General features: G+C 68.6%; 19 protein-coding genes. 7 read left to right on the top strand and 12 right to left on the bottom strand.

The window, feature by feature from the left end:
- Positions 1-93: 93 nt before the first annotated feature.
- On the bottom strand, positions 94-645 hold the full coding sequence (locus IE313_RS03670; RefSeq protein WP_189929428.1) for a GrpB family protein: 552 nt from the start codon (positions 643-645) through the stop codon (positions 94-96).
- A 163-nt stretch (positions 646-808) separates the two neighbouring features.
- Between IE313_RS03670 and IE313_RS03665 the strand changes: the two genes are divergently transcribed.
- Positions 809-1,891, top strand: a complete 1,083-nt coding sequence (locus IE313_RS03665) for a protein kinase family protein (protein WP_189929427.1) — start codon at positions 809-811, stop codon at positions 1,889-1,891.
- 139 nt (positions 1,892-2,030) lie between these two features.
- Here IE313_RS03665 and IE313_RS03660 read toward each other — a convergent pair whose 3' ends face one another.
- Positions 2,031-3,068 (bottom strand): LacI family DNA-binding transcriptional regulator, encoded by a 1,038-nt coding sequence (locus tag IE313_RS03660; RefSeq protein ID WP_189929426.1) that lies wholly within the window; start codon positions 3,066-3,068, stop codon positions 2,031-2,033.
- Between the two features lie 176 nt (positions 3,069-3,244).
- On the opposite strand from IE313_RS03660, the gene IE313_RS03655 reads away from it, so the two are divergent.
- From IE313_RS03655 to arfA, 5 genes are all read left to right on the top strand, one after another.
- Positions 3,245-4,543 (top strand): ABC transporter substrate-binding protein, encoded by a 1,299-nt coding sequence (locus IE313_RS03655; RefSeq protein WP_189929425.1) that lies wholly within the window; start codon positions 3,245-3,247, stop codon positions 4,541-4,543.
- A 104-nt stretch (positions 4,544-4,647) separates the two neighbouring features.
- Positions 4,648-5,559 carry a carbohydrate ABC transporter permease gene (locus tag IE313_RS03650; RefSeq protein ID WP_373316922.1) on the top strand — a complete coding sequence of 304 codons (912 nt, stop codon included), beginning with the start codon at positions 4,648-4,650 and terminating at the stop codon, positions 5,557-5,559.
- Positions 5,543-6,496 (top strand): carbohydrate ABC transporter permease, encoded by a 954-nt coding sequence (locus IE313_RS03645; RefSeq protein ID WP_229924354.1) that lies wholly within the window; start codon positions 5,543-5,545, stop codon positions 6,494-6,496. The genes IE313_RS03650 and IE313_RS03645 overlap by 17 nt, the downstream gene beginning before the upstream one ends.
- Positions 6,497-6,641: 145 nt before the next feature.
- A complete protein-coding gene (locus IE313_RS03640; protein WP_189929423.1) occupies positions 6,642-8,279 on the top strand; it encodes a GH39 family glycosyl hydrolase in 1,638 nt (545 codons plus the stop codon).
- A 228-nt stretch (positions 8,280-8,507) separates the two neighbouring features.
- Complete coding sequence (gene arfA, locus IE313_RS03635) at positions 8,508-9,995, top strand: arabinosylfuranosidase ArfA (RefSeq protein ID WP_189929422.1); 1,488 nt, start codon at positions 8,508-8,510, stop codon at positions 9,993-9,995.
- A gap of 626 nt (positions 9,996-10,621) precedes the next feature.
- Here arfA and IE313_RS03630 read toward each other — a convergent pair.
- The 10 genes from IE313_RS03630 to IE313_RS03585 all read right to left on the bottom strand — a co-directional run bounded on the left by IE313_RS03630 (position 10,622) and on the right by IE313_RS03585 (position 22,244).
- On the bottom strand, positions 10,622-12,676 hold the full coding sequence (locus IE313_RS03630) for a right-handed parallel beta-helix repeat-containing protein (protein WP_189929421.1): 2,055 nt from the start codon (positions 12,674-12,676) through the stop codon (positions 10,622-10,624).
- A gap of 311 nt (positions 12,677-12,987) precedes the next feature.
- Positions 12,988-13,749 carry an SDR family oxidoreductase gene (locus tag IE313_RS03625; protein ID WP_308439142.1) on the bottom strand — a complete coding sequence of 254 codons (762 nt, stop codon included), beginning with the start codon at positions 13,747-13,749 and terminating at the stop codon, positions 12,988-12,990.
- A gap of 20 nt (positions 13,750-13,769) precedes the next feature.
- Positions 13,770-14,813 (bottom strand): zinc-dependent alcohol dehydrogenase, encoded by a 1,044-nt coding sequence (locus tag IE313_RS03620; protein ID WP_189929419.1) that lies wholly within the window; start codon positions 14,811-14,813, stop codon positions 13,770-13,772.
- A complete protein-coding gene (locus IE313_RS03615; RefSeq protein ID WP_189929418.1) occupies positions 14,810-15,148 on the bottom strand; it encodes an L-rhamnose mutarotase in 339 nt (112 codons plus the stop codon). Before IE313_RS03615 ends, IE313_RS03620 begins: the two co-directional genes overlap by 4 nt.
- Positions 15,145-16,065: an amidohydrolase family protein gene (locus IE313_RS03610; protein ID WP_189929417.1), complete on the bottom strand. Its 921-nt coding sequence runs from the start codon at positions 16,063-16,065 to the stop codon at positions 15,145-15,147. The genes IE313_RS03615 and IE313_RS03610 overlap by 4 nt, the downstream gene beginning before the upstream one ends.
- Entirely contained in the window at positions 16,062-17,006 is a 945-nt protein-coding gene (locus IE313_RS03605) for an aldo/keto reductase (RefSeq protein ID WP_189929416.1), read from the bottom strand. The genes IE313_RS03610 and IE313_RS03605 overlap by 4 nt, the downstream gene beginning before the upstream one ends.
- On the bottom strand, positions 17,003-18,946 hold the full coding sequence (locus IE313_RS03600) for a DUF8034 domain-containing protein (protein WP_189929415.1): 1,944 nt from the start codon (positions 18,944-18,946) through the stop codon (positions 17,003-17,005). Before IE313_RS03600 ends, IE313_RS03605 begins: the two co-directional genes overlap by 4 nt.
- Before the next feature lie 85 nt (positions 18,947-19,031).
- Entirely contained in the window at positions 19,032-19,880 is an 849-nt protein-coding gene (locus IE313_RS03595; RefSeq protein ID WP_229924353.1) for a carbohydrate ABC transporter permease, read from the bottom strand.
- Positions 19,881-19,968: 88 nt separating this feature from the next.
- Positions 19,969-20,886, bottom strand: coding sequence for a carbohydrate ABC transporter permease (locus tag IE313_RS03590; RefSeq protein WP_189929413.1), 918 nt, complete (start codon positions 20,884-20,886; stop codon positions 19,969-19,971).
- Positions 20,883-22,244, bottom strand: a complete 1,362-nt coding sequence (locus tag IE313_RS03585) for an ABC transporter substrate-binding protein (protein WP_189929412.1) — start codon at positions 22,242-22,244, stop codon at positions 20,883-20,885. Before IE313_RS03585 ends, IE313_RS03590 begins: the two co-directional genes overlap by 4 nt.
- A gap of 400 nt (positions 22,245-22,644) precedes the next feature.
- Here IE313_RS03585 and IE313_RS03580 point away from each other — a divergent pair, with 400 nt between their 5' ends.
- Positions 22,645-23,406: a FadR/GntR family transcriptional regulator gene (locus IE313_RS03580; protein ID WP_229924399.1), complete on the top strand. Its 762-nt coding sequence runs from the start codon at positions 22,645-22,647 to the stop codon at positions 23,404-23,406.
- The last annotated feature ends 28 nt before the right edge of the window (positions 23,407-23,434 follow it).

The following is a 23,434-nucleotide window of genomic DNA, read 5'->3' as shown; positions in this document are numbered from 1 at the left end:
GGGACCTTGATCCAGACCTGCCGGCCAGGGCTCCACATCATTCCGGCATCACCGGCGTCCGAGGCACGAGCGACGGGACGTTGAACAACAAGCTCACTGCTTCTCCCACACGGGCACCGATGGCAGACCGAGTTGCGCGCGAGCACGGTCGGTGAGTTCCTGCACCAGCGCCGTCTTGGCTCGCGCATACTCACCCGGTCCTGCACCAGCGGCGACGATCTCCCGCTTGAGCTGCGCGTACCGGGTCGCTTCCTCGGGATGGGCGCGCAGATGGTCCCGGAGGATCCGCTGGTTCCGGGTAGGCCAACTGTCCAAGGTCACCACGTGCAGGACATGGCTGCGGACTCCGCCGTCTGCGCGGACGTACAGCAGCCGGTCAGTCATCCCGTTGTCGTGCGGGTGAAAGCCGAGGTCGGCGAGCGCCGCCTGGTGGGGCGCGGCGTGCGTGAGGCCATGGACGGCGGCCATCAGATCGATGACGGGCTTGGCCGCCAGTCCCGGGACAGCCGTCGAGCCGATGTGCTCGATCCCCACGAAGAGCCCAGGTGCCGCTGCCCGGAGTGCGTTCATGGCGCAAGCGGCCTGCCGGGGCCAGCTCGGGTCATGGTCGGCTACCTGGATGGCGCTCTCGGACACGGCAGTCATCCTGGTCAACGCAGCGCTGCGATGTCCACCGGAGCGCCGCGAGCCACCACTTCGGCCCTCGCCGTCCGGGTGGGGAAAGACTCAGTGGCCGACCTTTCGGCGTAAGGTCGGTGCCGTACGTGGGATGCGCCGACGCCATGGTTCGGGCACCGAGGAGCCGACGATGCCGGACCGGAATGTGCTGCGTGCCGCGCGCCTGGCTGGTTACGGGACCGTGAGCACTCAGCTCTCCTTACTGAGCGACCACCGGCTCGGGGAGGTCGTGGCAGCCGCTACCCCGCTCGGGTCGGGCATCGGCGGCAGGTCGGCGGAGCTGGACGTCGGCGGAGCGCGCGTCTTCGTCAAGCGGATTCCGTTGACGGACACCGAACTGCGCCCGGAGAACGCACGGTCGACGGCGAACATCTTCGAACTGCCGATGTACTACCAGTACGGGGTGGGCTCGGCCGGGTTCGGTGCCTGGCGGGAGCTTGCCGTGCACACCATGACCACGAACTGGGTTCTCGGCGACGAGTACGCGGGATTTCCCCTGATGTACCACTGGCGGGTGCTGCCGGACTCGCCTCCCGAAGGATTCACCGACGAGTTCGGGGGCCTGGAGGGGGCCGTTGCGCACTGGGAGGGTTCACCGGCCGTTCGGGACCGGCTTGAGGCCATCGGCCGGTCCTCGTTCAGCCTGGTGCTCTTCCTGGAGCACGTGCCGCAGACACTCGCCGGATGGCTGGCCGACCACGGCAGGACCGGCGTGCCGGATGGCGGGGACGGCTCGCTCCTGCGCTGGGTGGAGGAAGCCCTGACGGGCGGAGCTGCCTTCATGAGTTCCCGCGGACTTGTCCACTTCGATGCCCACTTCGCCAACATCCTGACCGATGGCCGCCAGCTCTACTTCGCTGATTTCGGGCTCGCCCTGAGCTCCCGCTTCGACCTTTCGGCGGACGAGTCCGACTTCCTCTCGGACCACCTCGCGTACGACCACTGCTACACCGCGAGCCACCTGCTCCGACACCACGTGCTCGACGGTGTGCGCGGTGACACGGAGCACGAAGTCTTCCTGCACGACTGGATCGCGGGCCGGCGGCCCGGCGGCGTCCCGCCCGAGATCACGGCCTTCATCGACCGGCACGCCCGCTCTGCCGTCGTCCTGGACTCCTTCCACCGCCGTCTGCTCACCAGGAGCAAGCAGACACCGTTCCCGGCAGCGGAGATCGAGCGGCGGCCGGGCGCCGGCGCCGGGGGCCCGAGCTGATCAACGCCCCGTGTCCGGCCCGAACCGGCCGTACCGATGGCACACGGCGCCGGAACAGCGGTGACACCGTCCGACGGGCACGGCTCCCCGTCGTGTGGTCACCGCCGCGTGACGGACGTCCGGGACGGAGCGGACCGGGTCATGCGGCAGGGCCCGTGGAGTCACGGACGTTGAGGGTGGTCGCCAACTGGAGGTGCCGGGAGACGGGCTGCACGCCGTCCGCCATGCCGAGGGCGGTCTCGACGGCCATCCGGCCCATCCCGACGAGGGGCTGCCCGACGGACGTCAGCCGCGGAGTCGTCCATTGGGCCTGCGGCGTGTCGTCGAACCCTGTGACGGACAGGTCCCCCGGGACGGTGATGCGCAGTTCGTTGGCCGCCGCGAGCACGCCGACGGCGATTTCGTCGTTGCCCGCGACGATCGCGGTGGGCCGCTCGGGCAGCGCCAGCATGTCATGCCCGTGCCGACGCCCCGCTTCGACGGAGAACGTGTCGTGGCGGATCAGCGCGCTGTCCGGCGTGATGCCCGCCGAGTGCAGCGCGGCCTGGTACCCGTGGAAGCGTTCCGCCGAGGGAGTGGATCCCAGCGGGCCGCCGATCCAGGCGATCCTGCGGTGGCCCAGTCCGATGACGTGCTCCGTCGCCGAGCGACCGCCCGCCCAGTTGGTGGAGCCGATGCTGACGACACGCGAGTCGGTGGTGTCGATGGGGTCGATCGTCACCACCGGCAGATCGGCGTCCTCCGCGGCCATGAGCACCGAGTCGGGCACGGCGACGGCGAGCGCGACGATGCCGACGACTCCTGACCCCTGCAACTCCGCGATCCGGGCACGGGCCGCTGTACGGCTTGTGCCGGTCCAGCCGTCGGGCGGCAGACGTAGCAGGAGTTCGGCCTGCGCAGCGGTCGCGGCCGTGAGGATCCCTTGCAGCACCGTCCCGGCGTAGCGGGACTCGACGAAGTCGAGCACGGTGACGAGCGTCCGCTCCCGCTGCAGATCCTGTCGTGCCGTCGTCGGCTTGTAGCCGAGCTCGGCGATGACACCGAGCACGAGGTCGCGCGTGTTCGCCCCCACGTCGCTGCGCCCGTTGAGGACCTTCGAGGCGGTCGCCGGTGAGACACCGGCCAGCCGGGCGACATCCGCGAGGGTGGCTCGTTTGGAACGAGCTCGCTGACTCATCGTGACTCCGTCCGCGTCCGAAACATTTTCGTATGCCTGCGCACGTTACACACGTCCCGCCCTCGACGTCCATCGCGTCAGATTCCTTGACGCTCCTCGACGGCGCCGAGTACCTTGCCACGAGCTCCGAAAAAGATGCGAAATACTTTCGAGTCATCTCAAGGAGGAGGCGGCTCATGAGGTCCCGCAAGAAAGCAAGGTCCCTTTCCGCGGCGCTCGGGCTGATGCTCGTACTGGGCGCTTGCTCGAGTGGGGCGGCAGATGGCGGCAACAACCAGGTGAAGCTCACGGTCTGGAGTTGGGACGACACCGTCGCGAGGGCCGTTCCCGGTTTCGAGGCGGCGAACCCGAATATCAAGATCAAGGTGGTCAACGCCGGTTCGTCGTACGACGAGTACACGGCGCTCGACAATGCGATCCAGGCCGGTTCCGGCGTGCCGGACCTCGCCATGTTCGAGTACTTCGCGGTGCCCTACTTCGCCATCCCCGGCAAGCTCGAAGATCTCGTGGAATTCGGCGCCAAGAATCTTAAGAAGGACTACATCGACGCCTCGTGGAACGATGTGACAGTCGATGGCAAGGTCTACGCACTGCCTTCTGATTACGGTCCTTCGGTCATGTTCTACAACGAGGCCACCCTCAGGAAGGCGGGGGTGAAAGAACCGCCGGCCACGTGGGACGAGTACTACAACGACGCCAAGAAGGTTCGCGCGCTCGGTGGCGACTACTACATCGCCCAGGACACCGGGGACCTCTTCTTCCTGCTCTCGCTGATCTGGCAGGCCGGCGGCCGCCCGTTCAAGGTGGACGGCAACAAGGTGCACATCGACTTCACGGAGCCCGGCACGACCAGGGCCGTGGCGTTCTGGCAGAAGATGCTCGACCAGAACTTGCTCAACACCAAGGTCACGGCGTGGTCCGACGACTGGAACCGCACGCTCAACGACGGAACCCTCGCCTCCCAGATCATGGGCGGCTGGCTGACCTCGTCACTGCCGCAGCGTGCACCCAAGGCCGCGGGTGACTTCAGGGTTGCGCCGATGCCGCAGTGGCACCGGGGCGACGAGGTGGGGGCCGAGAACGGCGGAAGCAGCTTCGGTGTCCCGGCTGCCGCCGCGCACAAGGACGCGGCGTTCAAGTTCCTGAAGTACTTCACCCACGGCGGTGGCCTCGCGAAACGCGTCGACGCGGGTGCCTTCGTGCCGAACACGTCGGTACTGGCGAGCACGGACTCCCAGAGCAAGGTCAACAAGTACTTCGGTGACCAGAAGGTCGGCCCCGTGTTGGCGAAGGCATCGAAGAGCGTCGCGAGCGACTGGCAGTACCCGCCGTTCTTCGAGTGGGCTCGATCGACCTACGGCGACCTCGTGTCGCAGTTCTACACCACGGGCAAAGGCTCGCTCGCCGAAATCCTCGCGCAGTGGAGGCAGCGCATGATCAAGTACGGCAACGAGCAGGGTTTCAAGGTGGACTAGCGGTTCCCCGTCAGGGCGGCATGAGAAAGCGAGCCCGGCAAGGCGAAGCACCGAAAGGAACACCGCTCATGGGCCACGCAAAACGTCTCGACGCCACCGCCGGGATGTCGTCGAACACAGCGCAACACCGGGCACCGGCCAGAAAGCGCGGCAGGAAACAGATCGGACTGGCGTTCATCGCGCCCTTCGGGCTGCTGTTCGTGCTCGTGTACATCGTGCCGGTCGTCTACGCGGGATACCTCAGCCTCTTCCAGCAGAAGCTCATCGGGGGCAACACGTTCACCGGGCTCGCCAACTACACCAAGCTGTTCCAGGACGCGCAGTTCTGGGACGGTGTGGGCCGGGTCTTCTGGTTCACACTCGTCCAGGTGCCGGTCATGCTGGTCTTGGCCGTGGTGCTGGCGCTGGCACTGGACTCCGGGCGTCTGCACGGCGCCAAGTTCGTGCGGGTGTCGGTGTTCCTCCCCTATGCGGTGCCGGCGGTCGTGTCGACTCTCATGTGGGGCTTCATGCTGGGCGTCAAGTACGGCCTGTTCGGCAGCCTCAACAACGCTCTGGGCACCGATCTCAACCCCTTCGCGCCCAGTACCACGCTCCTCTCCGTCGGCATGATGGTGACCTGGGCGTTCACCGGCTTCAACATGCTCATCTTCCACGCCGTGCTCAAGGCCGTCCCGCGCGAGTTGTACGAGGCCGCGGCACTCGACGGGGCGAGCGAGTTCCAGGTGGTCCGCAGAATCAAGCTGCCGGCGCTGCGCAGTTCCCTGGTCATCGCGGTCATCTTCTCGATCATCGGTACGTTCCAGATCTTCAACGAACCGCAGATCCTGCCGTCCATGGTGGCCAACAGCGGCATCACCACCCACTACACGCCCAACCTGTACGCCTACAACCTGGCCTTCACGGGATCTCAGCAGGGCTATGCGGCAGCCCTCGCGCTCGTCATGGCCGCGATCACGATCGCGGTCGCCTACGCCGTCCAGATCAGAGGACTGAGAAATGCCTTCGATCACTAGCACGCGAACGGAAACAGGGGAATCCGGCATCGCGACCCGCGGCACATCGTTTGGTCATTCCCGCAGCCGCCGTCGCCTCCACACCGTGGAGAACCCCAGGAAGAGCGTGACCCTCACTGTCATGACGGGGTTGTCCGCCCTGTACTGCCTGCTGCCGCTCGTGTGGCTGGTCATCAACGCAACCAAGTCACAGGCCGACTTCGTCTCCTCGTTCGGGCTCGCGCCCGGTCACGGGTTCGCTCTGTGGGACAACATCGTCGAGGTGTTCAGGTTCCAGGACGGGATTTTCTCCCGGTGGCTTCTCAACACCGTCGTCTACGTCGTCGTGGGCGCGGCCGTGTCAACGTTCCTGGCCGCCCTCGGCGGGTACGCCCTGGCGAAGCTCCACTTCATCGGCAAGCGCCTGCTGCTTTTCGTCGTCCTGGGATCGATCGCGGTGCCTGGCATCGCCCTGGCGATCCCGCAGTTCCTGCTGTTCGCGCATTTCGGCATCACCAACACCCCGTGGGCCGTTCTCGTGCCGAGTTTCGTCAACCCCTTCGGGTTGTACCTGATGTGGGTGTTCACGGCCGAGGCCGTACCGACGGACCTGCTCGACGCAGCAAAGGTCGACGGCGCCGGCGAGTTCAGGACCTTCGTCCAGATCGCGCTCCCGATGCTCGCACCGGCAAGCGTGACGGTCCTGCTCTTCTCGTTCGTATCGATCTGGAACAACTACTTCCTTCCGTTGATCATGCTCAAGGATCCCAACTGGTATCCGCTGACCATCGGGCTCAACGAGTGGAACAAGCTGGGCTCGACGGCGGGGAACGGTGCCCTCATCCAGAATCTCGTGATCACGGCAGCCCTGCTGACCATCGTGCCGCTGATCATCGCGTTTCTCAGCCTGCAGCGGTATTGGCAGTCGGGCGTGTCGCTCGGCGCCGTCAAGGGCTGAGGGGCGATGTCTCGGCAACCTGATATCGATCCCGGACGGCGTGGACAGCCACCCGCGCACGACCTGGCGTCCGGACCGGCGCGCACGCCGGTACCGCCGCGAAGCAGAAATCCTTCATGAACGACTCCGCAAAGAATGTGAGACGATGACCGACCACGCTCCGAGCGAATCTCGGATCCGCATCGACGGCGACCTGCGCGACGAGAGCCCGCTCCCGCACATCTGGTCAGAGTGCGTCGGCGCCGGACGGGCGAACGAGGCACTGCGCGCGGACTGGCAACAGCAGTTCGGCGAGGTCGTCGATGCCTGCGGATTCCGTTACATCCGCTTCCACGGCGTCTTTCACGACGACATGTTCGTGTATCGGGAGAGCTACGGCCACGGCTTCGGCCCGAACACGCCGCTCGCCTCCCCGATGTACACCTTCAGCTACGTCGACAAGGTGTTCGACTTCATCCTGGAGTCCGGCGCCCGCCCCTTCGTCGAACTCGGATTCATGCCGCGCGAGTTGGCGACCGCACACGAGACGGTGTTCTGGTGGGGGGCTCACTGCAGTCCACCCAAGGACATGGCGCGCTGGGTCGAGCTGGTGACGCGTTCGGTCGAGCACTGGATCGACAGGTACGGTCTCGCGGAGGTGCGCGAATGGCGATTCGAGGTGTGGAACGAACCGAACCTGGTTCCGCATTTCTGGACGGGCACGAAGACGGAGTACTTCGAACTCTACGAGCACACCGTGACGGCGATCAAGAAGATCGACTCCCAGTTGAAGGTGGGCGGGCCCGCGACGAGCGTCTTCGTGCCCGACGACCGCTACAAGGGTGAGGTCGAGGACCGCTCGGCGATGCACGGAACGGCCGGCGCGTCCGACGTCGACGCACTCGACTGGCGTCCGGTGTGGATCGAGGACTTCATCGACTGGTGCGCGAAGCGCAGCCTCCCGGTCGACTTCCTCTCGACCCATCTGTACCCGACCGACTTCGCCTACGGCGCCGACGGCCGGGGCGTCCACATCGCCCGATACGTCGACGCGACGTTCGACGACCTGGTCCTCCTTCGTGATCTTGTGGCGAACAGCGCGTATCCGGACGCCGAGATCCACATCACGGAGTGGTCGACCTCGCCGTCCGCCCGCGACTTCGTGCACGACACCCTGTTCGCGGCCACGTTCATCACGCGGACGTACCTGAAATGTGCCATGCTCGCCGACTCGATCTCCTACTGGACCTTCACGGACGTGTTCGAGGAGGGCGGTGCCGGACTCGGACCGTTCCACGGCGGGTTCGGTCTCGTGAACGAGGCCGGATTGCACAAACCCACGTTCCATGCGTTCACGATGCTCCGACGGCTGGGCGACCGGCTGCTCCTCGCGACGCCCAACGGCGTCGTCACCCGGAACAGCCGGACATCGGCTGTGTCGGCGCTGTTCTTCAACTACCCCGACGAAATGGCCATGAAGGCACTCGGCACGGCGAACTCGTATCCGGCGACGCGCGCGCTGGCCGGGATGGGCCCGGACCGAAGGATCCGCCACTCGATCGGTGAACTCGAACCGGGGACCGCGTTCCTCGTCGAGATCATGGACTGGGAGCACGGGAACGTCGCCGAGGCGTGGCACCGTCTCGGATCCCCCGTCAACCTGTCCCGGACGGAGAGCACCTACTTGAGCGCGGTCGCCGACTCACTCCGCCAATTCACGCTGACCGTGCCCGACGATGGTGTGCTCCACATCGACGTCGACCTCCCGCCGTGGGCGGTGATGTCGGTGAGGCAGGCGGCGTGAGGTCCGCCCGCCGTGCCGCCTTCCCCTCGGGACTGGGCGAAGCCATCGCCTACACGGCTCCGCGGTGCCACCTCACGCGGTTGCCTCGCCAGGCGCCTCGTCCTTGAAGGCGCCTGCGCCCGGCCTTCATGCCCTCCCCGGTGGGTGCCGGGGGCACGGTGGGCGGTGCAACTGGGGGTGCGATCCACGGGGACCGAGACCGACCCACCTACAACGTAAGGAATCCGCATGTCCCATGCCCGCCTCGTCGTCGATCCCGCGTTCGTCGTCGGTGAAGTCGACCCGCGGCTGTACGGGTCGTTCGTCGAGCACCTCGGCCGGTGCGTGTACGGCGGCATCTACGAGCCGGAGCACCCGACCGCCGATGAGCACGGTTTCCGTGGCGACGTGGCAGACCTCGTCACCGGGATGGGGGTCCCGATCCTGCGGTACCCGGGTGGGAACTTCGTGTCGGGTTACCGCTGGGAGGATGGCATCGGCCCACGGGAGTCGCGTCCCACCCGGCTCAACCTCCCGTGGAAGTCGATCGAGAGCAATGCCGTCGGCACGGACGAGTTCTGCACCTGGAGCCGGCGGGTCGGCTCGGAGCCGATGCTCGCGGTGAACCTCGGCACCCGCGGGGCGGATGCGGCCGCCCGCCTCGTCGAGTACTGCAACCACCCCGGAGGAACGTACTGGTCGGATCTACGCCGCAAGAACGGGGCGCCCGACCCGCACGCGGTGAAGGTGTGGTGTCTCGGCAACGAGATGGACGGGCCCTGGCAGGTGGGCCACAAGACCGCGGACGAGTACGGGCGGCTGGCCGCCCAGGCGGCGCAGGCAATGCGGCTGGTGGACCCGGACATCGAACTCGTGGCGTGCGGATCGTCCGGTGGGCGGATGCCCACGTTCCCCGAGTGGGATGCCACGACGCTGGAACACTGCTACGAGCACGTCGACTACATCTCGCTGCACTCCTACTACCAGGAGAGGAAGGGGGATCGCGCGAGCTTCCTCGCCTGCACGACCGACATGGACAGGTACATCGACGCCGTCGTGGCCACTGCCGACTACGTACGGGCAAAGGGCCGCCACACGAAACGCGTCAACCTCTCGCTCGACGAATGGAACGTGTGGTACTCGCAGGAGACGACCGTCGAACGCGAGTGGGAACGGGCGCCGCGGTTGATCGAGGATCAGTACAACCTGGTCGACGCCGTCGTCGTGGGCAACATGCTGATCAGCCTGCTGCGGCACGCCGACCGGGTGCGCATCGCCTGCCTGGCACAGTTGGTCAACGCGATCGGCGCGATCCGTGCCGAACCCGGTGGCCCCGCCTGGCCGCAGACGACCTTCCATCCGTTCGCCCTGACAAGTCGGTACGGCCGCGGGGTGGTGCTGCAACCGGTGATCACCTCACCGACCTACGAGACCGCGTGGTTCGGCGAGGTGCCCGTACTGGACGCCGTGGCAGTGCGCGACGACGGCAGCGTGACGGTCTTCGCGGTCAACCGTGACCAGCACGAAACCCTGCCGTTGACCGTCGACCTGCGCGCCGTCCCGAGACTGCGCCGGGCCGCTCACACCTACATCGGCGGTGCGGACCCGCTGGCCGCGAACACCGAGGACGAGCCTGGTCGAGTCGTGCCCCGTACGGGTGCGAATCTCGCCGTCGACGCCGGCGAACTCGCCATCGCACTGCCGCCGCTGTCGTGGAACATGATCCGGATCAGCTAAGCCTGTTCCTTGACCTTCCGGCCGTTGCAGGGCGACAAGTGTCTTCTCGCGGCGGTCGGTTCTTCCCATGTCGTAGCGGATGCCTGGTGTCTGTGCCGGGGCACCAGGCGGTCGCCCGGGGCCGGGCCCGTGCGGTCCCGGTGCTCGGGCAGGAGCGTCGGCTCGACTGCCGAGCGCAGCGCACGAGGCGCACACAGCAGCGCATCCGCCGGCTCGAACGACCCATAGCCGCGGCCGGGCGGACACGCGTACAACGCGTACCGGAAGCGTGAGGCTTCCGCGAACCCCTCCCCCACAGCCGCATCAGGCAGCAGACTCACCCCCCACAGCTTTCGTCCTGGTCCTGTGCGCCTTGGTCGGAGCACATGACCGAACGAACGCCACGTCGGCGTCCGTTGAATGCCCGGCTGAGCCGCCAAGTTCGAAGCGCGTTCCGGAGCCGGTCCAACCACTGTCGACCCGCCGCCAGCGTGAGCGGCAGAAGGAACTCCACCGTCCGGTCTGTCTCCGACCGGCCGCCCGGCCGCTCGGCCCGTGCCGTTCGTGACGTGGCCGCCGGCTCGGTCGGTGGCCCGCTCCGGTGGCCCGGGGGCCCGCGGTGACCGCACCGCGGGCCCCGGGTGCGGTCAGGGAGTCCGCGTGTGCGGGGCGGAGCCCTTTGGCGCCGGGCCGGAGTGCCCGGTGGCGGCCCGCAGGCCGGGCTCGATGCCCGCCTGGTCCATGACCTGGCGGGCTGCCGCCGGCCAGTCACCGTCGCTCACCTGGACGTTGCCGCTCAGCACGTTGTTGTGCGGGGAACCGGTGGCCACCTGGGTGGCGCCGGTGTTGTACCAGTTCCCCGAGAACGTGTTGTCGTTGGTGTTGTTGGTCGAGCTGGCGTTGGTGAACGCCCACACCCCGGCGTCCTGGATCACGTTGTGCGACATCGTCACATAGCGGGAGCCCTCGTCCAGGTACAGGCCGACCGTGTTGTGGTTGTCGTAGATGTAGTTGCCCTCCATGACGGTGCCGGGGCTCGCCGAGAGGTTGTAGAGGCTTCCGCCGTCGTGGAAGACCTTCTTGGTGCCGTGGATGAGGTTGTAGCGGACGATGTTGTCGGCCAGCGTGGTCGGAGTGCTGTAGACCGGCTGGTAGTCGTACAGGCCGCGGTTCTCGTAGTCCGTGCTGCCGCCGGGGTCGTTGGCGCCCCAGCCCCAGCCGACGTCGATCCCGTCGTAGGCGAGGTCGGAGACCTCGTTGTGCTCGATCACGGCGTGGGTGACGTAGGTGGACAGGATGCCGGACATGTCCTTGTAGTCCTCGGCGACCTTCGTCACCAGGTTGTCCTTGATCGTGATGTCCTTGTTGGCCATCGCCGGGTTGGACGGGTGGTGCGCGTCGGGCTGCACGCCGCCGGCCACGATGCCCGCGCCCGAGTCGTCGGAGAAGGTGTTGTCGTAGACGGTGATGCGGGAGGCGCCGAGGCCGACGCCGGAGGCGTGGGCGTTGGCGTCGTTGCCGATGCCGAGGGCCACCTGGCCGAGATGTGTGAACGTGTTCCCGGTGAAGGTGATGCCGCTCGCGGCCGAGACCTGGACGGCTGCGGGTATCTGGTGCCAGTCGTTGCGCGCCGCCTCGAACTCCCGGCAGCCGGACTGGCAGGAAGTCAGGACATCCGCCGGCTGCGGGTAGGCGGAAGCCAGGAACGCACCGTTCTGCTGATCGGCGTAGCCCGTCGAGGTGCCCGGCTGGAGCCAGGTGGAGTACTCGAACCGGATTCCCTGGACCGCGACGTCGTGCACCGGATGGTCGTAGGTGCCGCCGATCTGCAACAGGGAGGTGAGCTGCGGCAGTTCGACGTCACTGGCCTCGGGGTCCTGACCGGCGGGCGCCTTGTAGTAGAGGCTCCCGGCCTGCGGGTCGAGGTACCACTGCCCGGCACTCCTCAGGAAGGCGTAGGAGTTCTGCAGCATGAGCGTGCCGCCGGCGAAGGGTTTGGCAAGGGTGTCGTAGCCCCAGTTGTTGTTGTTCCACGCCGGCTGCTGCATCGTGATGGTGCTGCCGTCGATGCTCTGCACAGGTGCGAAGCGGTCGGTGAAGGAGTTCTGGCTCTCCACCTCGATCCGGTTCTGCTGCGGAAGAGACGCGAGGTAGTTCAGCGCGGGGTTGACGATGGTCATCCCGGACCGGGTCACCTTGACGTCGTCACGTGAGATGGTGAGGGAGGCGCGGGGTGCGAGGGCGCCGTCCACGTAGAGCTGCCGCGCATCCACGCCCTTCGGCACCCGTGCGACGTAGATGTTCGACGCCTGGTCCCTGAGCTTCCAGTGGGTCACCTTCAGTCCGCCCGAGAGGACCGGTGTCTGCCCGGGCAGGGCCCGCCAGGTGACGGTGTGGCCGTTGCGGCCGGAGTCCGCGCCGGTGAGCCGCCACGGCTTCGTCAGACTGTAGGTACCGCCGGTCAGCTCCACGACGACATCGGAGGTCTGCGACGACTCGCGGGCGAGGTGCTGCGCCCTGGTGAGGGTGGCGACCGGGTGGTCGGCCGTGCCGGAGTTGCGGTCGTTGCCCTCCGGAGCCACCACGATCGTGGTCGTACGGCCGGCCATGGCGCCGGCGGCAGCCGTGGACAGCGCCGTCCCGGTGAGGGCGGTGAGGGCCGCGGTGATGGCGGCCACTGCTGTTCTTGGATATCGGAGCATGAGCATCCTAGGGTGAGAAGGTGAGCCGGTGTGGTGCGGGCGGGGTGAGCCGCTCGTGCGGTGGGGCGCGGGATGAGCCGCTCGTACGGTGGGGCGCAGGGTGAGCCGCTCGTACGGTGGGGCGCGGGGTCGTGCCGTCCTTGGTCCCGGCCGTGGCGGACCCGTGGGGGCATTGCCCACCGGTGGCCGACGCGCGAGCTGCGGCGCGGCTGGCGGTGAGGCGGCCTCCGCCGTCCCTGCGGCGCGGCCGTACGGGCCAGGCGTACCTCTCCCGCCGTGCCGCCGAGCGTTCCGCGGGTGCTACGCGCGGGTCAGCGGCCGAGCCAGCCTCCGTCGACGGGGATCAGCGCCCCGTGGACGTAGTCGGAGGCGGCGGAGGCGAGGAACACGGCGATGCCGCCGAAGTCCTCCGGCCTGGCCCAGCGGCCTGCCGGGATCCGGTCGAGGATGGCGGCGTTCCGGTCCGGGTCGTCCCGCAGTGCCTGGGTGTTGTCGGTCGCCACGTAGCCGGGGACGATCGCGTTGACGTTCACACCTTGTCCCGCCCACTCGTTGGCCAGGGCTCGGGTCAGACCGGCGAGCCCGGACTTCGCGGCGGCGTATCCGGGCACGTTGATGCCGCCCTGGAAGCTGAGCAGCGACGCGGTGAACACGATCTTGCCGTGCCCTCGCTCCAGCATGCGGCGTCCGACCTCGCGGGTGAGGATGAACTGGCTGGTGAGGTCGACGGACAGGACGTGGTCCCAGTCGGCGTCGGAGTGCTGGGCGGCCGGTGCCCGGGCGATGGTGCCTGCGTTGTTGACCAGGATGTCCACCGGCCGGTCCAGACCGCCGAGCAGGGTGGAAAGGCGCGCCACGTCCGCGCGGTCGGCGAAGTCGGCTCGCAGCACCGTGCAGCGGCGGCCGAGCGCCGTGACGCGCTCCGCCACCTCGCTGCCCGTGGGCTCCACGTGTGCGCTGACGGCCACGATGTCGGCGCCGGCGGCCGCCAGGGCCTCGGCCACGGCCAGGCCGATGCCGCGCCGCGCGCCGGTGACCACGGCGAGTCGCCCGCTGAGATCGAACGCCGGGATGCGGCTCGGGTCGGTGGGGTTCATCGCCTGTCCTCTCCGCGGGCACGGCAGTCGATCAGCACCTTCATGACGCCGCCGCCCTCCTCCAGTGCCTCGAATGCCTGCGCCGCTCGTTCGAGCGGTTCGATCCGTGAGATCAACCGGGCCGCGGGGATCTCGCCGTCGGCGATCAGCCGCACCGCCGTCTCGAAGTCACCGCGGTCGTACAGTCGGGCGCCGACGAGGGTGAGTTCGCGCCAGAAGAAGCGGTGCAGGCTGATCTCCCTCGGCACCGGGTGGATCGCCACCTGGACCAGGCGTCCGCGGGTGGCGAGCGCCTCGACCGCCGTGCCCACACCGGCCTGGGCTCCGGAGACCTCGAAGGCCACAGCCGCGCCGGCGCCGCCGGTCCACCTCGCGATGCTCCCCGCCCCGTCCTCGGCGCTGGGGTCATAGGTGGGCAGGCCCACGTCCTCGGCGACGGCCCTGCGGTAAGGGTCGGGCTCCGCGAGCAGGACGTCGGCTCCGGAGCGGTGGGCCACGATCGCGATCAGCAGTCCGATCGGCCCGCCGCCGACGACAAGGGCCTTCTCGCCCGCCCGGAGGTCTGCCCGGTGCACGTCGTGCACGGCGACCGCGGTGGGTTCGACCAGCGCGGCGTGGTCCAGTCGGAGGTCCGCGGGGAGCCGTACCAGTGTCGTGGCGGGCACGGTCCAGCTCGTCTGCATGGATCCCGTGGCGTCGATACCGAGGAAGACCAGTCGGTGGCAGATGTGGTCGTGGCCCGCCGAGCAGGCGGGGCACTGCCCGCAGGGCACCAGTGGCATGACGGTGACCTGCTCGCCGACGTGCCATCCGGTGACGTCCGGGCCGATCTCGGCGATCCGTCCGGACATCTCGTGTCCGATCACGCCCGGCGGCTCGACACGTGCGTCCATGGCGCCGTGGTAGACGTGGAGGTCGGTGCCGCAGATCCCGGTGTAGGCGACGTCGATGCGGACGTGTCCTGCGGGCAGCGGTGGTGTGCCGGCGGTCTCCACGGCCAGGGACCGGGCCCCGGTGTAGGCAACACGTCGTAGGGTCACGCGGGTGTCTCCTCGTCCAAGTGCCATATCTCGGTCAGGTCGGACCACTGCCCGCCGGTGCCGGTGTCGGGCCACGGTTCCTGGCAGGGGTCGGTGAGCTCCCACCAGCGCCGGGTCTCGGGGTCGTCGCCGATGGCGGCCATGTCCCCGGCGAAGTCGGAGCCGTGGTACTCGAAGTAGCCGAACAGTGTGTCGCCGCGGAGGAAGATGCTGTAGTTGCGGATGTGCGCGGCACGCAGAGCCGCCTCGACACCGGGCCACACCTCGCGGTGCAGCGCCAGGTACTCCTCGCGGTGTTCGGGCCGTAGCCGAATCGTCTGGGCCACGCGTTTCATGCCGGTTCCTTGCGCGCCCGGCCTCCGGTGGAGGCGTCGGCGCGATCGAGCCGGTAGACCCGGGAAGCGTTCCCGTGCAGGACGGCGTCGGCCGCGGCGTCCCCGAAGGGGACGAGTGCGGTGCACACCAGGTCGAGCCATGTTCCGTACCCGGTGGCCAGAATCATCACGGGCCAGTCGCTGCCGTACAGGCACCGGTCGGGGCCGAACGTTCCCAGGGCCTCGCGCAGCACTGCGGCCATGGGCTCGGGACCGGTGCCGGGAGCGGCCTCGGTGGCCAGCCCGGAGAGCTTGCAGACGACGTTGGCGTGCTCGGCGAGCCGGCGCAGTGCCTGCCGCCAGGAGGCGGACGGGTTGTCGGCGGACGGTTTGCCGAGGTGGTCCAGGACGATCACGGTGTCCGGGCACGCCTCGGCCAGTTCGATCAGTTCCGGCAGTTGGTGCTCGCGCACGCAGGCGTCGAAGGGGAGCCCGGCCTCGCCCAGGAGCCCCACCCCTGCGCGGAAGCCCGCGTCCCGGGTGAAGCCCGCCGGCTCGTCCTGGATGTTGCGCCGTACCCCGACGACAAGGGGGTCGTCCGCGTAGCCGCGGACCACGTCGGCCGCCTCGGAGGGATCCTCCAACGGCGCGTGCGCGACCACACCGCGGATCCACGGCCGCTCGCCCGCCTCGCTCCTGATCCAGGCGATCTCGTCGGCCGCCCTGTGCGTGGCGCACCCCGCCTCGACGAAGACCACGTCGGTCGGTTCCGGTGTCTCGTCGGCGAGGTGGCGAGGGGTGAAGGGGCGGTCGAGCGGGGGGAGTCCGGCCAGCCAGGGGTAGTCGAGCCGGGTCGGGTCCCAGAAGTGGACGTGGGAGTCGATCAGCGTGCGGCGGCCCGTGTCAAAGCCGCCGTCCGGTGCGCCGGGCGGGGTCATGGCTGTCCTCCTGGGTGCTGGTTCTCGGGACGTCCACTCGTCCAGCCACGGTCGCGTGCCGGAGCCAGACAGTGCTCGACGTCGTGCAGCAGGTCCTCGTCGAGTGGTTCGCGGATCCACCGGAGGGTGCGGCGCACCTCCTCCGCCTGGGCGGCCCCGACGATCGTGGTCGCGAAGCCGCCGGTGGTGACGGAGAACTGGAGGGCGAGACGCGCGATGTCCTCCCCGCGCGAACGGCAGAGCTCGGCCGCGGCGGCGCAGGCGTCCAGGACTTCCGCGGGCGCCGGGTGCCAGGGCGCCGGGCCCCGGGAGGTGAGTGCGCCCATCGCCAGCGGTGCGGCGTTGAGCACCGCGGTCCCGCACCGCGCGAAGCGGTCCCGCCAGCGGGCCAGCCGACGGTCCTGCACGGTGTACTGGCAGTACGACAGGACCGCGTCGACGTGCACGCGCTCGGCCACGTGTGCGAGCGCGGGCAGCGGGTACCCCGTCACACCGACGGCCCGCACCAGACCGGCCACCTGCAGCTCCCGCAGGGCGGGCACGGTCTCCTCGACGATCTGGTCCAGGTCCCCGAACTCGATGTCATGGCAGTGGATCAGGTCGATGTGGTCGGTGCCGAGGCGCTGGAGGCTCTCCTGCACGCTGCGTCGAACCCGTGCAGCGCTGAAGTCGAACGCGGTGTCGCCGTACCTGCCCACCTTCGTGGCCAGGAGGTAGCCGGACCGGTCGGTGCCGCGCAGCGCCTTGCCGAGGACCGTCTCGGCGAGAGTTCGCCCGTAGTACGGCGAGACGTCGAAGCAGGTGATGCCGAGGTCCAGCGCGGTGTGCACGGCGGCGATGCCGTCCCGTTCGGCGAAGGCCCCGTACACCGCGCCGAGCGGTGACGCTCCGAAACAGATCTCGGAGAGCCCGCGGAGCGCCCCCGGCGGACTGTCCGTCATGGCGTCTCCCCCTCGCTCTCCCCCTCGCTCTCCGCGTCGAACGGAGTGCGGTAGGACGGTGTCCGAGTGCGCAGGTCGAGTCCGAGGGTGAGGCGGATCCGGGTGGAGCGGGGCAGGTCCACCCGCAGCCACGGCCCGTCTGCCAGGACCGTGGCCGAGGTGACGGCCGGTCGGCCGTGGCCGTAGTCGTAGAGGTCGCCGATCCAGGAGGGGTCCTCGCACACGGTGTGCTCGACGGTGCGGATGGTGTGCTCCGCGTACGCGCCCGCCTGCACGATCACGGAGCGCCCCGAGGCCGGGTCGAGGTTGACCAGTTCCACGACGGTGGCCTCGGGATCGATCCGGGAGACCAGGGCTGCCACCGACGGCGGCAGACCGGGACGTTCGGTTTCGGCGTCGTGGTAGCGCAGGCGCGCCTGCTGGAGGCCGCCGTTGTAGACGACCTGTGGCCCGCCCCAGGTCAGTTGCACCAGTGCCTCGGTGACCACGGGGTTCGACTGCTGCCACAGGTGGATGTCGGCCTCGGGCACGTCCTTGCCGCGGTAGCGCTCCATCCGGGTCAGCCGGTGGCGCACCTGGGCCTGCGCGGCGGCCAGGATCCGTTCGGGGTACTCCGGGTCGTCGCCGCTGAGGAAGGCGAACCAGGGCTCCTCGTGTCCGGCCTCCTCCTTGCTGCGGAAGGCCCGCACCGTGCGCCAGTCGTAACCGCTGGCCGCACGGAGCCGGTCGAGGCGCTCCCGGTCCGCCGTCGAGGCGGAGTGGTGCCACAGGGCCATCGGGACGGCCATCAGCATCGGGTTGTAGTCGAACCATCCCCCGTCGGCGTACCGGAAGGGCACGTGGAGCGTGGGGGTGGCCACGTCCTCGCCGAGCTGGACGGCCCACTTGGACTGGAGGCTGGAGTCCGCCTCCACGAAGGCCATGGTCTTGCCGTGCGAGATGATTTCGTCCAGTGCGGGACGCACGAGGTCCAGGTAGGTGTCGTCGCCCGTGGCGGAGGCCCCGGCCAGCGCGGCGACCACGGCCGCGTGTCCGACGCTGTACCACCCGTGCGGCCAGGACCAGCCGTAGTGCCCGCCGTACCAGCGGCCCCCAAGCAGCCCGCCCACGGTCCCGTCCGGCGCGACGTTGTCGGGGAGGACACCGCCATGGGCAGCGGCACGCTCCCGCCACGCCCCGACGTATTCGGCGATCCACTCGCGGTAGCGCTGCTCTCCGGTCAGGATGAGGGCATTCTGGACCAGGCCGGCCACGGACAGGTTCACCGCGGTGTCGCCCGAGCCCATTCTCCGGCGCATCTCCTCCCCCAGCCGCGGGTCCCGTTCGAGTGGCGGGTCCTCGGCGCCGGCCGGCAGCGTCCATTCCAGGGGGTACCCGTACATCCGGGCCTCCTGAGGCAGCCAGGGGTAGGCGTCGCCGTCGAACAGGCCGTCGCGCTGCGGGTCGCTGCCGTTGTGCGGCCGGCGGATGATGCGGTGCTCGGGGTCGTAGTTGCCGTGCTCCGCGTCCACGTAGAGATCCGCGAAGCGCCGTGCCCGGCCGGCCCAGCGCTCGGGAGCCGCCATGCACAGGAAGTAGAACAGCAGCAGGCTCTCGCCCTGGTGGAACCAGTCGTAGCCGCGCTCGAACTCGTCCTTGAGCATGCCGAGTTCGGTCAGTTGCCGGGTGACCCCCTCCCAGTGCCGCTCGGACTCGGCCAGCAGGTCGTCGTGCCCCCCAAGCAGGTAGAGCTGCGGCCAGTTGAAGAAGACCTCGTAGAAGTCGTCGGCGCCGTCGCGGGAACTGAGCCGACCCCGGTACCTCAGCCGCCCGTCGGCCTCGGTGAAGTCCCGGGCGAAGCGCCGCCAGGCGTGGTCGAGCAGGTCGAACAGCTCGCGCTGTGCCGTGGCCCAGCCCGGCGGCTCCAGCAACGGCACCGAGGCCGTGATGACGGGGTGCATCGGATCTCCATTCGGGCAGGGCGGTCTCCGGGACCGGTTCGGCGGCCGGTTCCGGGGTCCGCCGCATGCAGAGGGGGCCAGTGCCTCAGCTCTTGGTGGCGCCGGCGAGCATGCCGGCCACGAGGAAGCGCTGGGAGAAGAGGAAGATGATCAGTACGGGAGTGATCGACAGGAGTGTCGCAAGTGCCAGCTCGGGGCGTTGTACCGCGAGTGAGCCGACCGTGGGGTTGAACTGCGGGACGTCGTTGAGCAGTGTCCCGAGGCCGACCTGTACGGGGAACTGGCGGCTCTCGGGCAGCATGACGTAAGGGAGGAAGTAGTTCGTCCAGTTCGCCACGAAGCTGAAGAAGGCGACCAGGGCGACGACTGGGGCGGCCAGGGGAAGGGCGACGCGGCGGAACACTCCGAACTCCGAGCAGCCGTCGAGCCTCGCGGCGTCCAGGAGCTCCTTCGGCAGCGCGGTGCTGAAGTAGATGTAGGTCAGGTACACGCCGAACGGGTAGAAGGCGTACGGCAGGATGATCGACCACATCGATCCGATGAGGTGCACCGCGTTGACCTCGAGGAACAGCGGAACGACCAGGGTGGCGTTCGGCATCAGCATCACCACGAGGGTGGCGATGAGCAGGGTGTGCCTCCCCTTGAACTCGGTCATCGCCAGCCCGTATCCCGCGGGGATCGCGACGCACAGGGTGATGACGAGGGCGAGGAACGAGTACAGCGCCGAGTTGCGCAGCCACAGGAAGACCGCGTCGTCCTGGTACGCCGTCAGGGCGTTCCAGTTCGCCCGCAGCGCCTGCCAGGACCCGAACGACAGCGGGTTGCTGTGCACGAGCTGGTGGTCGGTCTTCGTTGCGGCCAGCAGCAGCCACAGCGCCGGCAGGACGAAGAAGACCAGGAACAGCGCGAGCACCGCAGCGGGAAGCGGATTCACACGGAGTCGACGGCCGTGGTGGCGCGGCCGTGCCCTCCGGTGTGCTGGTTGCGCGGAGGAGAGCGCAGGGGAGACGGGCCGCCGGACATCAGTCTGCATCGAAGAACCCCGATCTGGCGACGAAGACCCCGGCAACGGTGAGTCCCACCACCAGCAGCTCCACGGAGATGGCCGCCGCGGTGTTGATGTCGTTGTTCTGGAAGGCGAAGTCGTAGGAGAGCTGGTTGAGGGAGTAGTCACGGCCGGCGACGCCGACACTGGCCTGTGAGAGGAGTTGGGGCTCGACGAAGAGCTGTGTGCCGCCGGCGAAGGCGAGGATGACCATGTAGACGATCCACTTGCGCAGCAGGGGGATCTGGATCCGCCGAGCGGTCTGCCAGGGGCCCGCGCCGTCGATCCGTGCCGCTTCCAGTACGTCCGGTGAGATGTTGTTGAGCGCCCCGTACATCACGACGATCCATCCTCCGGCGCCGGTCCAGAAGGCGATGAGGGTGAAGAGCACGGGCAGGTGCGACGGGGCGATGACCTGGCTGAAGGTCTGGAAGCCGAGCCCACGCAGCAGGAATCCGACCGGGCTGACCGCGGGGTCGAGCAGGAAAAGCCACACCATCACGCTCGCGGCGCCGGCCAGGGCACCGGGGACGTAATAGAGGAAGCGCAGCAGTCTGCTCATTCCCTGTGCGGCCAGGCGGTGCAGCAGCAGCGACAGACCGACGACGAACACCACCAGCATCAGGAGCCAGAGGACGAGGTAGAGCGCCACGTGCCCGACGGCGGAGACGTACCGGAAGTCTGAGGCAGCCGCGGCGAAGTTCGACAGGCCCACGAAGGCGCCGCCCGCACCGGTGAACGCGAAGTAGACCGCGTAGCAGGTCGGCACCACGCCGAACGCGATCAGCAGTACCACATAGGCGGCGACGAATCCGTGACCGGGCCGAAGGCGCCGGAGCACTGACCGGGCGGGCAGTGCCCGCACCCGGCCGGCTCCCGTGCTCGGCACGCTCATCGGGACACCTTGTATCCGTCGGTGCGTGCGTAGTTGGCGATCGCGTTCTCCCAGGCCGGCAGCATGGAGACGATGCTCTTGCCCGCGGTCAGGCCCGGTGTGACCGTGGCCGCCCAGATGGCCTCCTGGCTGAACTGTCCGTACCCCCAGCCTGTCCACACCTGGTCCGCCGCCGTCCGCAGGGGGCGCGTGATGTCGCCCGCGTAGTAGCCGGAGGACGCTTTGTGCGCCAACCAGGTCCTGGCCGCGGGCGCGTACGCCGGATAGCCGGGCGCCTGCTTGCCCTGGTAGTCGTCGGAGGTGGTCGCCCAGGTGAGGAAGGCGGTCGCCGCCTTCAGATGCGCGCTGTGCGCCGACAGCAGCCAAGTGCCCCCGCCGACGTCGCCGACCGACGGGTGGGAGTCGCCCGCCCACTGGGGCATCGGGGCGACGGCGATCCGGTGTGCCGGGGTCTTGAACGATCCCTCGAACAGCGAACCGCCGTACCAGGAGGGCCCGGGCATCATGAGGATCTTGTCAGCGGCGTTCTTGTCGAAGTCCGAGCTGAACACACTGCTCAGCGACAGCGCCTTCTTCTCGATCAGGTTGTCCAGCAGCGTGGCCATGCGCTTGCACGTCGCACTGCCTGTGTCGACGGTGACCGCCTTCGGTCCTGTGATGTGGTTCGCCCCGCACTTCGCGGCCCAGAGGTAGATCTCCGGAGTGAAGACGTCGCCCGCGGAGCCGACCAGGTAGCCGGGGTGCTCGCTCGCGACCTTCTTCCCCAGTGCCTCGTACTGCTCCCAGGTCGTGGGCACCTGGTAGCCCCATTTCTTCATGAGGGGGGCGTTGTACCAGAGCACGGTCTGCGCCAGGTCGTTGCGCAGGCAGTAGAGGGTTCCGTTCACGGTGCACGGGTCGTTCGCCCCCTTCGCCCAGCCCGCGAGGGTGGACTTGGGGATCAGCCCCTTGTCCAGCGGCGCGGTGAAGCCGGCCTGCACGGCCCAGGACGTCTCGTTGTTCTGCGTGCTGAAGACCACGTCCGGCCAGCCGTGCCGGGTGCGGTCGAACAGGCTCACCTTGGTGCGCAGGTAGTTGGAGCCGTTGGCGTCCCCGTCGTAGGTGACGATGTCCATCTTCACCGAGGGATGCTCCTTCTGGTACAGCTTCGCAGCCGCCAGGCGCGAGGAGTCGACCCACACCGTCAGCGTTCCGTCCGTCTGCTTCACCGGACGGAAGTCGTTCTGCGCCCCGGCGGATCCGCTTCCGCAGGCGGCCGTGGCCATCAGGACCAGGGCGCCGCCGGCGGCCAGCAGCCCCGTGCGCCCGAGGCCCTTTCCTGATCTCTTCGCGCCGACCGCGCGGATCTTCGCTGTCATGAACGACTCCACTCATCCTTGTGACGGCCTGCTGGCTGCCCGGCAAGCAGGCGGTGTTCCGTCCCGCCGACCTGGACAGCGGGTCCGGCAGGCAGGGAGGACAGGCCCCTCGTGAGCACCACGGAATGGAGCGCTCACCTTGGTCACACATAAGAACGGTCAGAAGGAAGGGAGTCAACGGTATGAGCGTGCTTATTTTCGAGATGCCTTAACAACGAGGACCCATACTCCGGAGCTTATGCCGCTTATGAGCCGTATTAGGCGATCAGCGAACCGTAATGAGTACGACTCATTCTTGGGATCGGCGGGCACAGGTGTATGCTCACGCGAACAGAGGACCGCTGCGTACGGGCGATGGCCCGGCGTCGAAGGAGGCAAGCCGTTGGACGGAAAGCCCGTACTGGCGGCAGGCGACGCGGCAGCGCCGCGGCAGCGCACCACCACCCCGGCGGCTCCCTACCGCCCCGGGTACGAGCTGGTGGCCGAGCAGATCCTCCAGCTCATCGCCGAGTTGCAGCTTCAGCCTGGTGACCGGATGCCGACCGAGAACGAGTTGGCCTCACGCCTGGGAACCAGCCGCACAGTGGTGCGGGAAGCCGTGAAGATCCTCTCGGCGATCGGGCGGGTGCGCGCACAGAAGGGGCGCGGGCTGTATGTGACCGACGACGAGGGGCTGTTGGGGTCCTCCCGGTGGGGAGGCTTCTTCCTGCCGACCGACCTGGAGCACGTCTACCAGCTCTTCGAGTTCCGGCGTGTGCAGGAGACCGCGGCAAGCCGACTGGCCGCCACCCGGGCGACCCCCGCCGAGCTGCGGTCGATCGAGGCCGCGGCCACGACCTGCCGGGAGGGGCACGTGACGGGACGGCGCGACCTCTTCGACCGCGGCGACGACGACTTCCACATCAGCATCGCCACCGCCGCGCACAACCCCTTCCTCGTCGCGGCAGTGCGTGAGGCCCGCCGGCTGCAACGCCAGTCGAGCACGATCGGGTTGCACGGCACCGTCGGCGGTCATGCCGCGGAGGCGGTGGAGGAGCATGAGTCGATCTGCCGGGCGATTCGCGAGGGCGACCCGGAGGCAGCGGCTGAGGCCGCCGCCGTCCACCTGGACAACACGCTCGACGACTACCGCCGTGAGATACAGCGCCGCCTTTTCGGCTGATCGGCCGCCGCCCCCGGAAGACAACGGG

This window comes from Streptomyces sulfonofaciens, assembly GCF_014656295.1.
GTDB classification, from domain to species: Bacteria; Actinomycetota; Actinomycetes; order Streptomycetales; family Streptomycetaceae; genus Streptomyces; species Streptomyces sulfonofaciens.
Note: the sequence above shows the minus strand (reverse complement) of the source record. Positions and strands in the feature narration are given on the sequence as shown.

Excerpts from the sequence above, each read along its gene's own strand:
- IE313_RS03640 (WP_189929423.1), top strand. The coding sequence starts at position 6,642 with ATGACCGACCACGCTCCGAGCGAATCTCGGATCCGCATCGACGGCGAC.
- IE313_RS03615 (WP_189929418.1), bottom strand. The coding sequence starts at position 15,148 with ATGAAACGCGTGGCCCAGACGATTCGGCTACGGCCCGAACACCGCGAG.
- IE313_RS03655 (WP_189929425.1), top strand. The coding sequence starts at position 3,245 with ATGAGGTCCCGCAAGAAAGCAAGGTCCCTTTCCGCGGCGCTCGGGCTG.
- IE313_RS03610 (WP_189929417.1), bottom strand. The coding sequence starts at position 16,065 with ATGACCCCGCCCGGCGCACCGGACGGCGGCTTTGACACGGGCCGCCGC.
- IE313_RS03605 (WP_189929416.1), bottom strand. The coding sequence starts at position 17,006 with ATGACGGACAGTCCGCCGGGGGCGCTCCGCGGGCTCTCCGAGATCTGT.
- IE313_RS03600 (WP_189929415.1), bottom strand. The coding sequence starts at position 18,946 with ATGCACCCCGTCATCACGGCCTCGGTGCCGTTGCTGGAGCCGCCGGGC.
- arfA (WP_189929422.1), top strand. The coding sequence starts at position 8,508 with ATGTCCCATGCCCGCCTCGTCGTCGATCCCGCGTTCGTCGTCGGTGAA.
- IE313_RS03645 (WP_229924354.1), top strand. The coding sequence starts at position 5,543 with ATGCCTTCGATCACTAGCACGCGAACGGAAACAGGGGAATCCGGCATC.
- IE313_RS03590 (WP_189929413.1), bottom strand. The coding sequence starts at position 20,886 with ATGAGCGTGCCGAGCACGGGAGCCGGCCGGGTGCGGGCACTGCCCGCC.
- IE313_RS03630 (WP_189929421.1), bottom strand. The coding sequence starts at position 12,676 with ATGCTCCGATATCCAAGAACAGCAGTGGCCGCCATCACCGCGGCCCTC.
- IE313_RS03665 (WP_189929427.1), top strand. The coding sequence starts at position 809 with ATGCCGGACCGGAATGTGCTGCGTGCCGCGCGCCTGGCTGGTTACGGG.
- IE313_RS03585 (WP_189929412.1), bottom strand. The coding sequence starts at position 22,244 with ATGACAGCGAAGATCCGCGCGGTCGGCGCGAAGAGATCAGGAAAGGGC.
- IE313_RS03650 (WP_373316922.1), top strand. The coding sequence starts at position 4,648 with ATGTCGTCGAACACAGCGCAACACCGGGCACCGGCCAGAAAGCGCGGC.
- IE313_RS03670 (WP_189929428.1), bottom strand. The coding sequence starts at position 645 with ATGACTGCCGTGTCCGAGAGCGCCATCCAGGTAGCCGACCATGACCCG.
- IE313_RS03660 (WP_189929426.1), bottom strand. The coding sequence starts at position 3,068 with ATGAGTCAGCGAGCTCGTTCCAAACGAGCCACCCTCGCGGATGTCGCC.